This window comes from Chryseobacterium gallinarum (assembly GCF_001021975.1).
GTDB classification, from domain to species: Bacteria; Bacteroidota; Bacteroidia; order Flavobacteriales; family Weeksellaceae; genus Chryseobacterium; species Chryseobacterium gallinarum.
This window is the reverse complement of record NZ_CP009928.1, coordinates 1,007,736-1,023,208: the sequence shown is the minus strand read 5'-3', so window position 1 is coordinate 1,023,208 and position 15,473 is coordinate 1,007,736. Positions and strand designations below refer to the sequence as shown.

Here is a 15,473-nt window from a genome sequence, read left to right as displayed (position 1 = left end):
GTTAGTTTAATTTTATTTTTTTAATTTCCATTGAGCTTGTTCCATAGAGTTACAAGCTTCTTTTTTAGTATGGTCAACTCTTCCAAAAGATTTTGGTAATCAATTTCATGAATGTATCCTAAGTCTTTCGCAAGAATTAATTGGTTCTCAGCTTCATTGGATGATCCCAGAGCAATATTAATGAAATTGGCAAATTCTTTATCTGAATTTCTACCACTTCCTTCTGAAATATTATATCCAATAGATGCAAATGATCTTCTGATTTGAGAGGTAAGCCCAAAAATTTCTTCTTTCGGAAAATTTTTGGTTGAAGTATAAATTTTTAAAGTCAGTTGATGACTTAATTGCCAAACTTCGAATTTTTTAAAATCTCTCATCAATTAATTTCTATGTAGAAAAAAAGCCATTTGCCAGAAGCCAATAGCCAGAAGCTTTTACCCGATGATTCCCAATAAGTCAGCTTCTCTTACGATTAAATAATCTTTCCCTTCTAACTTCAATTCAGAACCTGAGTATTTTCCATAAAGAACTTTGTCACCTACCTGAACAGTTGTAGGCTCATCTTTTTTTCCAGGACCTACTGCCACTACAGTACCTTCTTGCGGCTTTTCCTTTGCAGTATCCGGGATAATAATACCTGAAGCTGTTTTAGTTTCTGCTGCGATTGGCTCTACCAGAACTCTGTCTGCCAATGGTTTAAAGTTTACTGACATAATATATTTATTTTTTAATTATTTCTGTCTTGTAATTCTCTAAATGTATGCCATCAGCTGCCAATGGATGAAATGGCAGATTTTTTATTGGGGATGTGAAAATTTGGCAGAAAAATAAAAAACAAAGCCGGAAATTTTTCCGGCTTTTTATCTAACTGTATGAGTTGTCTCTTACTATGGGCAATATTGTCCCGGCCCGATCCAAAGGATGCATTGTCCTTTGTAATTGTACTCACAGCAATAGCGTCCTGCGGCCCCGCCGTTGATTGATTTCTGGGCATCTCTGCTTAATAATTTAGCGTTTTTCATAGGTAATCATTTTAGTTTGTTCTACATCCTGAGCATGATAAGTCAATCAGGTTTTTGACATTTGGTGTTTAAAAGTAAATCAAAGATAATATTTTTTCCTTTAAATGTGATATATTTTAACTGTTTTTTTTAAATGTAATTTACTGGTTGTTAAGTGATAGGTGCTTTTTTTTGAAAGCGTTTTGTGGAGAGGATTGTGCTGGTTTTATATTTCTTTCTTTATAATTTGTATTTTAATATAATTCCAGTATGAAAAGAATAAGCCGGAAATGTCCGACTTTATTACTGTTATATAAGCCGGGCTATGGACAATATTGCCCCGGTCCGATCCATAAAATACAATTGCCATTTCTGTCCTTTTCGCAACATTTGATTCTGGCTGTAACAATTCCTCCACAGATGGCTCCCTGTTTAATAGTTTTGCATTTTTCATATGTAATACTTTTTATTGTTGTTTAAAAGTAAGTGTTTTAACTCCAGGATGTTATGTTGTTTGTAGACAGGCATAGGGTATTGGTATTTTTGAAGATCTGCTTTTTATGAAGAGATTTCCGGAAACATTTTTTTCAGCAATATCCATAATTAACCTGACAATTTCTTCTTGTTTCGGTATTAATATATTGTAGCAGAGGCTTTATTACTTTAAAAAGTGACATTATTAAACAGGAGGAATTGAATAAAAGTGAAACTCAATTAAGCAGAGGGAATTTCGTCTTTCTGATGCTGGTTTATTTTAGAAATAATAGCTCCTGAAACTGCAATACCAATAAAATTGGTTACCGATCTGGCCTCATTCATAAAGCGGTCTACGCTATAAAGGAGTGCAATATCCGTTAACGGGATCTTTCCGAACCTGTTCAATGTAAATATCAGAGCTAAAAATCCTGAGCCCGGTACACCGGAAGCCGTTTTTGAAGTAACGGAAATAATAATAAAAAGCCACAGGTAATCATTAAAGCCCAAAGAAATATTATAAAACTGAATAAGAAAACAACAGGTTACTGAAATATAGATACAGGCTCCTGCAAGATTAAAGTTATACCCTAACGGAATAATAAACCTTAAAATCTTTCTGCTATACCCCTCAGATTCCATTTTTTCAAAAATTAAAGGGAAAGCCGTTTTGGAAGATGAAGTAGTAATAACAAGAATGATTTCTTCCTTGATCCCCAGTAAAAATGTCCAGAGATTAAATCCAAATCCATAAGAGATAAGGCCTAGAATTCCAAAAATAAAGACAATGTCTGCAAGATAGACCGTAGCGACCACTTTGCTCAAAGGTAAAAGAGTATTGATGCCATATACGGCAATTCCATAGGCAATGTTACAGAAAATGATAAGAGGAAGAATGAAATAGAGGTATTTAATGACCGTATAAAAAATACTGGTGCCCCGTTCCAATAGATTCAGAAATTTTTCTTTTTTGGAAGAAAGGTTCATGATAATACCTGTCAGGATAGAAATTAAAAGAAAGATGCCATGCCTGTTGAGATACAGGAGAGTGGATAAATCACCGTTTTCGATTTCAAAGTTTTTTGGAAGGGTAGTGTTTATATAGGAAATATCAATGCCTGTATCAGAGCCAGGCTGCATAATGGAGCCAAAAACAATGCCCAGGATGATGGCGATGGAACCTACTGTTAAAAAATACAGGATGGTCTGCCACACAATATTACTTGCGTTTTTAATCTCAGAAAGCTGGCAGATTCCGTATATGATCGCCATAAAAATGACAGGCAGGATAAAAGCTTCCAGAATCATAAAGAAATACCGGCTCACCACTCCGAGTTTTATACTTTCTCCAGGAGCGTAATGTCCTGCCAATACCCCGCCTACGATTGCTGTAAACACATACAATGTAAGATTTTTCAGATATTTGCCGGTGAATGTTTTCTGAGGTAAGAAATTCATCTGGAAGAATAAGCTGTCTTTACAAAAAATTAGGCTGATTATATTTTTAGTTGAAGATAATAATTATTCCTCAAATTATCATATCGTTCCAAGAAGCAATGCTCCGGCAAGCATAATAATGGATGACCCTATTGCCCACTTCAACGTATATTTCAAATGATCTGAATATTCCACACCGGCCAGTGATACCAAAAGATAAGTAGAAGGAACGAGTGGGCTCAGCAAATGTGAAGCCTGCCCTACAAGACTTGCTCTTCCCAATATTTCCGGGGCAATACCCAATTGATGGCCCGTGGCTTCGATGATGGGCAATATTCCAAAATAATAAGCATCATTGGTAAGAAAAAACGTAAGCGGAACACTGAAAACAGCTGTAATGATATTAAGATAGCCACCCCAGCTCTTCGGTACAACTTCGATCATACTATTTCCCATAGCCTGCATGATACCTGTGCCGTTGAGTATTCCCGTAAAAATTCCGGCTCCGAAAATCATCCCCGCCACGGAAAGGGCGTTTCCGGCATGTTTTGAAATGATTTTTTGCTGATCTTTCAGCTTGGGATAGTTGATAACAGATGCGATACAAAATGCAATCATAAACGCGATTCCCAAAGGAACGATATCAAGTATCATGACGGTCAGGAGGATGAGTGTCAAAATAAGATTGATCCAGATCAGCTTTGGACGCAAAAGTTTCGGATCCGATTCTCCGGCAATATCGCTCGCGCTGTATTGGGTGTATTTCCCATATTTGGCAATCCTTTTTTTTTCTTTTCTTCCTAAGATATAAGCAACGAATATCACCCACGCAATTCCTAATGCCATAATAGGAATCATAGGGACGAAAATCTCTGTGTGACCCAGTTTCAGAGAGCTCATTACCCGCGCGGTAGGGCCGCCCCAGGGCAATATATTCATAATCCCCCCGGCCAGCATGATAATACAGGTAAGGGTAAGCGGGTTCATGCCCTGTTTTTTATATAGGGGAAGCATGGCAGCCACAACAATAATATAAGTAGAGGAACCGTCACCATCCAGGGAGACCAAAGTGGTGAGAATAGCGGTTCCGATAGTCGTTTTTACAGGGTTGTCGCCTACAGCCTTTAAGATGAGATTTACCAGGGGCTCAAAAAGCCCGGTATCTATCATTAAGCTGAAATAAAGAATAGCAAAGATGAGCATAACCCCGGTAAGGGCAATTTCCTTTACTCCGTTTTTCATCATTTCTCCCAGATGAGGACCAAAGCCTGCAACTAATGCTATAGCTACGGGAATAATCACTAAGGCAGTAAGCGGAGTCATTTTTTTGTTCATGATAAGCACCATAAAAATGATGATCATCAGAAATCCAAGGAGTGTAAGCATAAGTGGATGTATTGAGGTTATTTATTTTTATTTTTTCTCCAGTCGAAACTATTTCTGTAGCCGATATAGGCATAATTACTTGTGGATCCTGTTTCCAGCTGGTTAATAAAAGCGATTTCCACAGCTGAATTTTTTCCGGTTTTTATCCCGACACCGGCTGTTAAACGGTTGCTGTCAAATGGTTCATCTTTCACAACGTTCATCCTTATTTCATTTTTCAGAATCCCATAGAATTTTTCTTTTTCCCCGGCTTTATTGAATGGAATTCTTAAAGAAATAAGGTATCGCAGCCTTACAATAAACTCATCAGGGTTGCTTATAAACCGCTCTTCTACACGGAAACGGTGGGAGATGGAGGTTCTTCCGATATTGCCCCCCAGACTTACTTGCTGGAAAGGTCTTTTCTCATATCTTTCTCTTTTGGTATTGTCAGACTTATATGAATCCAGAATAAGAAACATCATTCCCAGGGCAGGTTTTACCTCATTGGCAACTTCATAATCAACATAGGCAGAGACCAGGAAAAGTCTTGTATCATAGGCAAGATCAAAAGACCGGTACTGGGAAAGTGCGGTTAAGGTGCTTTTATCCGTAAGTTTTGCAGACATAAGATACTGGAACCACATATTGTAATTGTCGCGGCTTTGGGCACAGATCATCTGGCCAAAACCCAGTAATAAAAAGGTGATTAACGATAATTTAATTTTCATGTAAGACTGAATTAATATCCTGCTGATTCAAATATATTTATAAGAAGGGGCCGTGAATTTATTTTTCAATCAATGACAGTTTTTATCAGTGAACTGCAATCCCGGATAAAAAAGGCCTTATATTTGAAAGATTGAAAATTGGATATTTTAGATGTTTTTTATTATCAATATTATATTTATATTGTTGGTTTTCAGAATTTTACTTAACGGTAGGATTTTGAAAAGGCTGATGGAATATCACTGGGGATTTCTGCTGAACTTTCAGCACGCTTTGTTCTTTTTATTCTTTTTAATCATCACTTTTTTTACCGAAAATTACTTTTTAGATGTACCGGAGCTCATATGGTCGGTATTATTTGTGATCATTTTCAATGTCGGGATTTATTATCTGGTGTACTTTTATCTCGTTCCCCGCTTTTATCTTTCCAATAAATACCCTGAGTTTATTTTATTTGCTTTTATCTGCTTTCTCGTGTCGAGCCTTTTTAGAATTCTACTGGAGCCGGCAGTATTTAATATGAGATTTAATGAGACGCTATCCAACACAAAATTTTTATACAACGTCTATACCGCCCAGGGAATTGTAATTCTTGTCGCTTCATTTCTTGGGATTACAAAGGATAAATTCCTGATTGAACAGGATTTTAAAGAACTGGGAGAAGAGAAGGACCAGCTGTATCTTGATCTTCTGAAATCGAAACTGAATCCCCATTTTCTGCTGAATACCCTTAATAATATGTATGCCAATAGTTTTACTTCCTCAGAGAAAACCTCTGATTCCATTTTACAACTGAGTAAGCTTTTGCAATACATTATTTATGATAGCGGAAAAGAAAAAATAGGTGTCACACAGGAGTTTTCTTCATTGAAGGCACTGGCTGCTTTATACCAGTTGAAGTATAATAACCGGCTAGATATTACCTTTGATATCCAGGATCAGGAAGATTTTGATATTGTTGAAATTCCCTCTTCCATACTTCTCACCTTATTTGAAAATGCCTTAAAACACTCTGCAATAGGGGAAGAGGAGCATAGTTTTATCAGATTGTCTTGTAGAATGGAGCATTCGGAATTATTGTTTGAAATTATCAATTCCGTAGGGAAATATAGAGCGAATTTTGCTGAAACAGGGTATCAGGGATTGGGAAATGAAGCAATTATCCATATCTTAGAGAAATACTATTCCGGTAGATATGACTTCCATTCCGGACCGGAAGGAAATGATTATTATAAAATTGCTTTAAAAATTAATATGAATGGCTAATCTGACTGTCGTTAATGTTGACGATGAATACCCTGCATTACAGTTGGTAAAACAATATTGTGAGCAGATTCAAGATGTTGAGCTGCTGGCTTCATTTCAGAATCCGGAAGAAGCATTGGATTTTCTTAAAACCCATCAGGTGGATCTGGTAATTTTTGACATCAATATGCCAAGGATAAATGGAGTAGAACTTTTACAGCAGCTTCCCGACCGGCCGTTATGTATTTTTCTTACATTGGAATCAAAGTATGCCGTAAAAGCCTTTGAACTTGATGTTGTCCATTACCTGGTGAAACCTGTAGACTTTGACACTTTTAAAAAGGCCGTTAATAAAGCAAAAGATTTTTTACAGTTTAAGAATTCAGTCAATAATCGATACCAGGAAGATTATATTATGTTCAAATCCAATTATGTGATGAACAAGGTTTTTCTGAAAGACATTTTATGGATACAGGGGTTCGGGGAATATATTATGCTGATGACTCCACTCAAAAAATATATGATCCTTGAAAGGATGTCTAATTTTGAAGAGAAGTTTCATGATTTTGGTTTTATCAGAATCCATAAATCATATATTGTATTATCAGAACATATCAACTCTTATGATTCCGGAAGTGTTTATCTGAAAAACGGAGAACAGCTTCCGCTGGGGAGAACATATAAAAAGACTTTAAGAGAACATTTGGGATAAAAAACGCCGGAATTTTCCGGCTTTTATAATTAAAGTCAATTTTTTTCTCTTTCAACTTTTCTGAAAAAGTCCATAAAGTCCTTATCTAAATCTTTTGCAAGTTTTATTGAAGCAAATGTATTAATGTGCCCCCCATTATAATAGGCAATCGTATCATTAATGTAAGGTGCCGTTTGGAAAATCTTACTTTTGCTTATGTCATAGAAATAAACATTTTTGTATTTATTAGCTAGATTTTCTAAATAACTTTTATTGTTATTATTTAAACACGTTTTTTTGAATTTATAATCATTATTTTTGATAAATCCATTATTTAATTTTAATGGGTTTTTATCCAAAACAACAGGGAATGTATTTAAAAGAATTATTTTTTGATTTTTTCTTAAACTATTAATCAGCTTTTCTAAAGCGAATTGTAAAGACGGAATATTGCTAATACTTTTATTATAGGTCTCATTATTATTTTCATTCCTAACAAAAGAATAACTATTTATAAGGATGATATTGCCACTTTCAATTAATTGTTTTGTTGGCTTCACTAATTTCATGACATCTCTATAATGTTTAAGCCCTTCCTTAGATATTTCACTTTCTTTTATCCCTTCTATTGCAGGATATGCATCACACGTTAATGTTTTATAAGAAAAATGATTTTCCTTCCCCAGATAATCAAGAAATGGTTTCAACATCAAAGCATGGCTATCGCCAATTAAAACAATACTATCATTTTTACTTAAATCTCCAAATTTTTCAATGTTGTCTATACCATGAGATTGGAATCCAAAAAAAGGTATTGAATAGACTTTCGGAATCTTTTTATATCCTGTTATACTAAACAGAAAGTATGAAAACCCTGCAACAATTAATCCCAAAGGAATAAATGCTTTAAAGAATTTAACATCCGTAATTTTTCGAAATTTGTTTTCTATAAAGTTATAAGAAAGCCACGCCAGAACAAATGTGGTAACAGAAATGAAAATAACTTCTAACCCATTAAATCCATAACTTTCATTTTTGTATCTTAAAAAAGCCATTATTGGAAAATGCCATAAATAAAGAGAATAGGAGAGTTCACCAATGTAAACCAGTGTTTTTGTTGATAAAAAATCGGATAAAGCATTGTTTTTAAGAACTAATAGATTAGCACTCGCCATACAAGGAATAAGTGCTAAAATCCCAGGAAAATGACTTTCTTCGGTAATGAAAACCGAGCAAATCAAAAGAATAATTAAACTTCCAAAAGAAAGTAAAGTATTATATTTTCGTTGTATATCAATCCCCTTTTTGAAGATCAAAGCATAAACTCCACCGATCAAGAACTCGGGAATTCTACTTAAAAGTGAAAAATACATTTCAGTTTTAAGGTTTTGAAATTCTATCTGATAAGTTGCATAAATTGTAAAAAATACAATTATTATTATAAAAACTTTTACAAGGTGCTTTCTGAAAAAATAAATAATAAAAGGTAAAAAAATGTAAAATTGCATTTCTATAGAAAGTGACCAGGTGTGGAGCAATGGGTTTTCACTGGTTTTTGCTCCGAAGTAATTATTTCCTCTGGAAAATATTAGGTTAGATATAAACAGACCAGAAGATATAATAGTTTCTCTTAAAACTTTCATTTCTGCATATTGCCATAAATAAGCTCCTACAAAAGCAGCGAAAAACAGCATAACATAATAAGCAGGAGTAATCCTCTTTATTCTTTTCATATAGAAATTAATAAATGTAAATCTATTTTTTTCTATATCGTCCAAGGTAATCATGGTCATTAAAAATCCAGAAATCACAAAGAATAAATCAACCCCCAAGAATCCTCCGGGAAGCCAGTCTTTATTCAAATGAAAAAAGAAGACAAGTAAAAATGCAATAGCTCTTAATCCTTGTATATCCGGGCGATAGGTTGTATTCATTTTTTAAGGTAATTTCATCAATTTGTGGCTGCGATAGGCAAAACTAAAAAAAGTATTCAGATTATGAATACTTTTTATAAATTAATTTTTAACTCTTTCCTGCTGCCTGCATCGGGTTTACTTTTCCGTTTGAACTACCTCTTGCAGAGTTTGTTTCCTGTTTTTGTTTAAAGAGTTGGAATTTCGAAGTTTCATTACCCGATCCGTTGTTGCTCCAATGGTTGTTTGAAGTATCAATATCGGCGGTTTCCCTCATTGGATCCAGCTGGATTGACTTTAATTTCTTATCAAAATAATATGTTTTTGAAACCTTTTGTTCGTTCAGTCTCCAGATCTGGGCCGGAGATTTGTCGTACAGCTTTGAGCCGTCCTCAAAAGTAAATTCAAGGATAATAGGCATGATCATACCCCCTTTATTCACAAAATCGATTTGGTAAGCAGTAATATTATTAAACTTTTCTTTATCCCTGGCATCTAAAGGAAGGGACGCTTCCGTTTTAAGGGTATACTCCTTATTCAGATCCACTTTTTCCTGTCCTCTGTCATACCTGTAATAGAAATCCTGGGCTTCTTTATCCTTATCTACATAGAAGGTAATGTTCTTATCTTCCCTGTTTCTTATTTTTGAAATATCGTCAAAGCTGGATGCAAGGGGCTTTTCAACCTGATATTTGATTTCTGCTGCTGCCTTTGGATTGGTTTCCAGATCAGGAGTAGCTACCGTTACTTTATCAATAGCAATATCCACAGGATCTGTTCCATAGAACCAACCTCTCCAAAACCAGTCAAGGTCTTCACCACTGGCATCTTCCATGGTACGGAAAAGATCTGCGGGCTCAGGATGTTTGAATGCCCATCTTTTTGAATAGGTTTTGAAAGCTTTATCAAAAAGTTCTCTGCCCATAATGGTTTCACGGAGGATGTTCAATCCTGTGGCAGGTTTTGAATAGGCATTCGGGCCATATTGAACAATATTTTCAGAATTGCTCATGATAGGCTCCAGCTGGTCCTTCGGAAGTTTCATATAATCCACAATCGTCCAGGCCGGGCCTCTTTTCGAAGGGAACTTATTATCCCATTTTTCTTCCGTAAGATATTCGGTAAAGGTATTCAGTCCTTCGTCCATCCATGCCCATTGCCTTTCATCCGAATTGATGATCATAGGAAAGAAATTATGTCCTACTTCGTGAATGATTACACCAATCATTCCGTTTTTGGTAGCCTCTGAATAAGTGCCGTCTTTTTCCGTTCTTCCGAAATTGAAGCATATCATCGGGTATTCCATTCCGTTAGCAGCTTCTACAGATTGGGCCACAGGATATGGATAAGGGATGGTGAATTCTGAATAGGTTTTGATGGTGTGTGCTACTGCCCTGGTGGAGAACTTCCGGTAAAGGCCGTAAGATTCTTTAGGATAAAAGCTCATGGCCATTACCTTGTTATTGTTTTCAGGAATCGTTACACGCATCCCGTCCCATACAAACTTCCTGGAAGAAGTCCATGCAAAATCTCTTACATTATTGGCTTCGAAAACCCAGGTCTTTCTTTGTTTAGAACGGTTTTTTTCTGCCTTTTTGGCCTCATCCAGGGTTACGATTTCTACAGGCTCGGATGCATTTTCCGCTTTTTTGTATCTTGATAGCTGATCAGGAGTTAAAACCTGTTCATAATTTTTGCATTCTCCGGTACCACCCACAATATGATCGGCCGGTACATTCATTGAAACTTTAAAGTCACCGAAGACCAGCGCAAATTCTCCCCTTCCGGTAAACTGGTGGTTTTGCCAGCCCTGAAAATCACTATATACGCACATTCTTGGATACCATTGCGTCATCGTATACAGATCATTCCCATCTTCAGGGAAATTTTCGTAGCCTCCGCGGCCTCCCATTTTGATTCTGTTGGAGATATTGTAGTTCCAGTCTATCTTAAAGATAAATTTTTCCCCCTTTTTTAATATTTTAGGAAGATCAATGCGCATCATTGTTTTATTGACTGTATACTTCAGGGGAACCCCTGAGGCATCCGTTACTTTTTCAAGATGAACTCCATAGCCATTATCTTTTACGGGAAGTTCCGTTAGCTTGAGTTTTTGATCGGTAGTAGAGGCAGGAAGAACGGTTGAGGTGTCATAACCTGCATTTCTGATGCTGGAATGTTCATTTTCATCCAGTTGAAGCCAGATATAATCCAGATCATCAGGTGAATTATTATAATAGGTAACTGTTTCCGATCCTTTCAGGTTTCGTTTGTCTTCATCCAGATATGCTGTGATATTATAATCAGCCCTGTTTTGCCAATAACCGTGTCCCGGTGCTCCGGAAGCTGTTCTGTAAATGTTGGGTGTTGGCAGGATAGAGCCTAGTTGCTCAAATTTATTTCCGTGGTTGCTTCCTGGATTATTCTGGATATTTTGTGCGGTGAGACCTGTATAAGCAAATATGGAAAGTGAAAGTATGACAACTTTTTGTTTCATAACCGAAATGATTTAATAATTACCAAAGATAGGAATATGTGATTGAAATAATGAAAATATTTCAAGTTTAAAAAGGAATTCTTTCTAATGTCATTTTTAAAGACAAAGCAAATACACCGGATGAAACAAACAACACCCAGTCTTTTTTATTCACCTTAAAAATATTAAGCAAAATAAAAAGAAGAATTAAAATGGCAAAAACAATTACAATCTGTCCAAGTTCCAGTCCTATGTTAAACCCAAGTAAGGGAACAGCAATACTCTGGCTTTTGGCAATCATCACCCTTGCTGTATTGGCAAAACCCATCCCATGAACAAGACCAAAAATAAGAGCAAGATAATAATTAGCCCGCATTAATGTTTGTTTTTGATTTTTCATGAGAATATTATCCAGGGAAGTAACTACAATCGTTAAAGGAATTAAAAACTCTACCCAATCGGATGGAACCCGGAAGATATCCAGAATACTCAGAGCCAGTGTGATGGAATGGCCAATGGTGAATGCCGTTACAAGAATCAGAATCTTTTTCCAGTCACTATAAGAATAAACGGCAATAAGTGCCAGAACAAACAGCTGATGATCCAGCGCATCCAGGGAAATAATATGTTCCCATCCAAGGTTTAAATAAAAAAGAAAATCCTGCATCATAACGTAAAAATATAATGCGTACGAAAATAATGATTAATTTCGGACAAATTTATTTCTATGTCAGGGTTTATGAAGAATTTATGGCTGTTTCTGATTCCGGTGTTTTCTTTGCTGTCTTTTACAGAGGCGAAACATCCGTATCATGTAGGGGCTGTTGAAATCAATTACAATTCAAAATCAAAAACATTTGAAGTGACCGGAAGGTTTTTCATGGATGATCTGGAAAATGGATTAGGAAAAAAATACGGTGGTTCTTTCCACTTTAATGATGAAAAATATAAAGCCAGGCTTAATGAAGCTTTACAGAAGTACTGTCAGGAATATTTTAAATTAAAATCCGATAATAAATTTTTGAAAGTAAACTTTATCGGCTATGAAGAGGACCATGAATCTGTTACTGTCTTCCTGGAATCTGAGCCGGCCGGAACTCCTAAAAAAGTTGAAGCAGCAGTGAGTTTTCTGTATAATCTGTTTGATGATCAGATCAATATCATTCATATTATTGTGAACGGAGACAGAAAAAGTGAAAAGCTGGCATATCCTAACCGTTACCTGTATAAACAGTTCTGAGCATATTTTAGACATCATTTTCCAGCTGGAGAAGCGAATTGATTCCTGACACATGCAACTGCAGATCCGGGAAGAAATCATGATAATATTCCTGAAGGATATTTTTATTTTCTAAAAACGCTTCAAAAACAGGAATATCCTTCCCCAGATATTGGGCTTTGTTCAGAACATTCTGGATACTGAACTTTATTCCCCAGTCTTCCCGGTAGTTATAAAGCCAGTCGTCATGTTCCATTTTGACCAGCATTCTTTTGAGATTTTCAGGAAGCCATTGTTCATGTTCATTCAGAACTTTATACACTCGTAAAGAATGAGCTTTCCAGCCTGCTAAAGAGAGTAAGGAAAGGTCATTGGCCACAAAATAATCCATGGAAACATCCACGAAAGCACCGGCGTATAGCCTTACCAAAGGAGAAAAAACTTTTTTGGCTTCATGGATGGCGGGATGTGAATCCGTAAAGGTATCTATTGCTCTATGAAGGGTAATGCCATCCTGAATATCTTTCGGGAAAGAAAACCGGTCTTTATTCCGGATGAAATCTTCCAGGAATTGTCCTACGATTTGCCCGTCGGTAAAGGAAAGAAAAGAATGAGCCAGGTAATTCATAGAATAAAGATATGAATTATAAAGATGAAAAAATCATATTAAGTGCTGATTCCATTTTCCGTTCTTAGTTTTTAAACTTAAAAACTAAAAAAGTCTCTCATGGAAATCTTCTACTTTACTGACTTCTTCAATCCTGATTCCAAATTTCCTTTTCGGGATTTTGTTGAGGTTGGAAACGAATATTTTTTCATAACCGAGCTTTTCAGCTTCCGTGATTCTTTGTTCAATCTGTGCAACCGGGCGGATTTCCCCGCTTAATCCAATTTCACCGGCGAAGCAGTAATGCTCGGAAATGGCAATATCTTCATTGGAAGAAAGGATGGAAGCTACTACTGCGAGGTCCAATGCCGGATCATCTGTTTTGATTCCTCCTGTAATATTAAGGAAAACGTCTTTGGCTCCCAGTTGAAAACCTGCCCTTTTTTCCAGTACGGCAAGAAGCATGTTTAATCTTTTAGAGTCAAATCCTGTAGAGCTTCTTTGTGGAGTTCCGTATACGGCGGTGCTTACCAACGCCTGAATTTCCAGAAGCATAGGCCTGTTTCCTTCAAGGGTGACCGCTACTGAATTTCCGGAAAGTTCTTCAAATTTTTTGGTGATAAGGATTTCCGAAGGGTTTTTAATTTCCTTCAGCCCCTGGGAAATCATTTCATAAATTCCGATTTCAGAAGTGGAGCCGAATCTGTTTTTATTGGCTCTCAGCAATCTGAAAAGATGGTTTCTGTCTCCATCGAAATTCAAAACCACATCCACCATATGTTCCAGTACTTTGGGGCCGGCAATCTGGCCATCTTTTGTAATGTGGCCAACCAGGAAAACAGGGACATTGTTTTCTTTAGCGTATTTGATAATCTCATTGGAGCATTCCCTGATTTGGGAAACAGTTCCGGGAGAGCTTTCAATAAGCTGGGATTGGAGGGTTTGTATAGAATCGATGATCACAAAATCCGGCTCCAGCTTTTTGGCTTCATGAAGGATTTTTTCCAATGAAGTTTCGGTAAAGAGAAAGCAATTGGGATTTTTAACATCCGTTAAGCGATCTGCCCTCATTTTGATCTGAGAAGCACTTTCCTCGCCGGAGACATAGAAGATTTTTTTCTTCATTTTCAAGGCAAGCTGAAGCAGCAGTGTTGATTTCCCAATACCGGGCTCACCGCCAATCAGGGTAACAGAGCCTAAAACAATACCACCGCCCAGAACGCGGTTAAGTTCTTCGGAAGGTGTTTTTATTCTGGGTTCTTCACTGGTTTCAACCTCAATAATGTTGATGACATGTTGCTTGGACTTCGAGAAAGGAGGTGCGCTGTGTGAAGGTTTTTCCACCACCTCCTCAACTAAAGTATTCCATTGTCCGCAATTTTTACATTGCCCCATCCATTGGGGATACTGGGTTCCGCAGTTTTGACAGAAATATGCTGTTTTCAGTTTTGCCATACTGCGAAGTTATAAAAAATGAATTTTTTTCCGAACGTTTTTAATGGATTAAATATTAAAATGCTAACATAGAAGATGCTAGGAAATTCTTTTATATCTTAGCTTTGTTTAATTAAAATAATAATGTAAAATATCATAACAATGAAAAAAGTACTTTTATCTTTCATATTTGCATTTTTAAGCAGTATGACTTTTGCACAAACTACCTGGGAAGTTGATCCTATGCATTCTTCCGTTAATTTCAATATTAAACACATGGGAATTAGTTTTGTGCAGGGAAGATTTGATAAGTTTTACGGAAAAGTAACTACCCAGGAGAAGAATCTGGATAACGCAGACTTTGAATTTGGCGTGGCGGTAGGGTCTATCAACACAGGAGTGGACATGAGGGACAAGCATCTTTTAAGCGCTGATTTTTTTGATGTTGCGCAATATTCTGATATGTCATTCAAGAGTGCTTCTATTTCAAAAGATAAAAACAATAATTACATTTTGAAAGGAACTTTAAAAATTAAAGATGTAGCCAAAGAAATAAGTGTCCCGGTGACATTCGGAGGAATTGCAAAAAATCAGAAGGGGAAAGAAGTAATGGGCTTTCAGACTAAGTTCACGATTAACCGTTTGGACTACGGAATAAAATATGATCCGACGGGAGCAGGTGTAGGGAAGGATGTGGATGTCAATTTATATTTTGAGCTGCAAAAGCAATAATTAACGGATCAATAATAAAAAAAGGTTTTTCAGATATATGGAAAACCTTTTTTAATGAGATTAAATGGAAAATGTCATCTGAACAAAGGAGATTCTCACTGCTTATTTATAACTTTTTTCATCAGGTTTTATAGTTGTTTGAAGGGAATT

Annotated in this window: 16 protein-coding genes; 4 read left to right on the top strand and 12 right to left on the bottom strand. The window is 36.3% G+C overall.

All coding sequences use genetic code 11. The features are described from left to right. Positions 1-20: 20 nt before the first annotated feature. The 7 genes from OK18_RS04620 to OK18_RS04590 all read right to left on the bottom strand — a co-directional run bounded on the left by OK18_RS04620 (position 21) and on the right by OK18_RS04590 (position 5,008). Positions 21-377, bottom strand: a complete 357-nt coding sequence (locus OK18_RS04620) for a four helix bundle protein (protein WP_050022204.1) — start codon at positions 375-377, stop codon at positions 21-23. 57 nt (positions 378-434) lie between these two features. After that, entirely contained in the window at positions 435-713 is a 279-nt protein-coding gene (locus OK18_RS04615) for a co-chaperone GroES (protein WP_002976538.1), read from the bottom strand. Between the two features lie 174 nt (positions 714-887). Beyond that, positions 888-1,022 (bottom strand): hypothetical protein, encoded by a 135-nt coding sequence (locus OK18_RS21840; RefSeq protein WP_262483571.1) that lies wholly within the window; start codon positions 1,020-1,022, stop codon positions 888-890. 205 nt (positions 1,023-1,227) lie between these two features. Next, positions 1,228-1,455: a hypothetical protein gene (locus tag OK18_RS21435; protein WP_053327255.1), complete on the bottom strand. Its 228-nt coding sequence runs from the start codon at positions 1,453-1,455 to the stop codon at positions 1,228-1,230. 260 nt (positions 1,456-1,715) lie between these two features. Further along, positions 1,716-2,933, bottom strand: coding sequence for a cation:dicarboxylate symporter family transporter (locus OK18_RS04600; RefSeq protein ID WP_053327254.1), 1,218 nt, complete (start codon positions 2,931-2,933; stop codon positions 1,716-1,718). Positions 2,934-3,011: 78 nt separating this feature from the next. Further along, positions 3,012-4,298, bottom strand: coding sequence for a CitMHS family transporter (locus OK18_RS04595; RefSeq protein ID WP_053327253.1), 1,287 nt, complete (start codon positions 4,296-4,298; stop codon positions 3,012-3,014). Between the two features lie 17 nt (positions 4,299-4,315). After that, entirely contained in the window at positions 4,316-5,008 is a 693-nt protein-coding gene (locus OK18_RS04590) for a DUF2490 domain-containing protein (RefSeq protein WP_053327252.1), read from the bottom strand. Between the two features lie 229 nt (positions 5,009-5,237). On the opposite strand from OK18_RS04590, the gene OK18_RS04585 reads away from it, so the two are divergent. Then, on the top strand, positions 5,238-6,272 hold the full coding sequence (locus tag OK18_RS04585) for a sensor histidine kinase (protein WP_053329291.1): 1,035 nt from the start codon (positions 5,238-5,240) through the stop codon (positions 6,270-6,272). Next, positions 6,265-6,963 (top strand): LytR/AlgR family response regulator transcription factor, encoded by a 699-nt coding sequence (locus tag OK18_RS04580; protein WP_053327251.1) that lies wholly within the window; start codon positions 6,265-6,267, stop codon positions 6,961-6,963. The genes OK18_RS04585 and OK18_RS04580 overlap by 8 nt, the downstream gene beginning before the upstream one ends. Positions 6,964-6,998: 35 nt before the next feature. On the opposite strand, the gene OK18_RS04575 is transcribed toward OK18_RS04580, so the two are convergent. The 3 genes from OK18_RS04575 to OK18_RS04565 form a co-directional block, all read right to left on the bottom strand. Next, the gene (locus OK18_RS04575; RefSeq protein WP_053327250.1) at positions 6,999-8,876 is read right to left on the bottom strand and encodes an acyltransferase family protein; all 1,878 of its coding nucleotides are present in this window, start codon (positions 8,874-8,876) and stop codon (positions 6,999-7,001) included. Between the two features lie 88 nt (positions 8,877-8,964). Then, positions 8,965-11,352, bottom strand: coding sequence for a M1 family metallopeptidase (locus OK18_RS04570; RefSeq protein WP_053327249.1), 2,388 nt, complete (start codon positions 11,350-11,352; stop codon positions 8,965-8,967). A 67-nt stretch (positions 11,353-11,419) separates the two neighbouring features. After that, a complete protein-coding gene (locus OK18_RS04565; RefSeq protein ID WP_050022196.1) occupies positions 11,420-11,998 on the bottom strand; it encodes a HupE/UreJ family protein in 579 nt (192 codons plus the stop codon). Between the two features lie 60 nt (positions 11,999-12,058). Between OK18_RS04565 and OK18_RS04560 the strand changes: the two genes are divergently transcribed. Continuing rightward, a complete protein-coding gene (locus tag OK18_RS04560; protein ID WP_228377695.1) occupies positions 12,059-12,571 on the top strand; it encodes a DUF6702 family protein in 513 nt (170 codons plus the stop codon). Between the two features lie 7 nt (positions 12,572-12,578). On the opposite strand, the gene OK18_RS04555 is transcribed toward OK18_RS04560, so the two are convergent. Continuing rightward, a complete protein-coding gene (locus tag OK18_RS04555; protein ID WP_053327248.1) occupies positions 12,579-13,178 on the bottom strand; it encodes an acyl carrier protein phosphodiesterase in 600 nt (199 codons plus the stop codon). An 84-nt stretch (positions 13,179-13,262) separates the two neighbouring features. Continuing rightward, positions 13,263-14,612, bottom strand: coding sequence for a DNA repair protein RadA (gene radA, locus OK18_RS04550; protein WP_050022194.1), 1,350 nt, complete (start codon positions 14,610-14,612; stop codon positions 13,263-13,265). 141 nt (positions 14,613-14,753) lie between these two features. Here radA and OK18_RS04545 point away from each other — a divergent pair, with 141 nt between their 5' ends. After that, the gene (locus OK18_RS04545; protein WP_053327247.1) at positions 14,754-15,323 is read left to right on the top strand and encodes a YceI family protein; all 570 of its coding nucleotides are present in this window, start codon (positions 14,754-14,756) and stop codon (positions 15,321-15,323) included. The last annotated feature ends 150 nt before the right edge of the window (positions 15,324-15,473 follow it).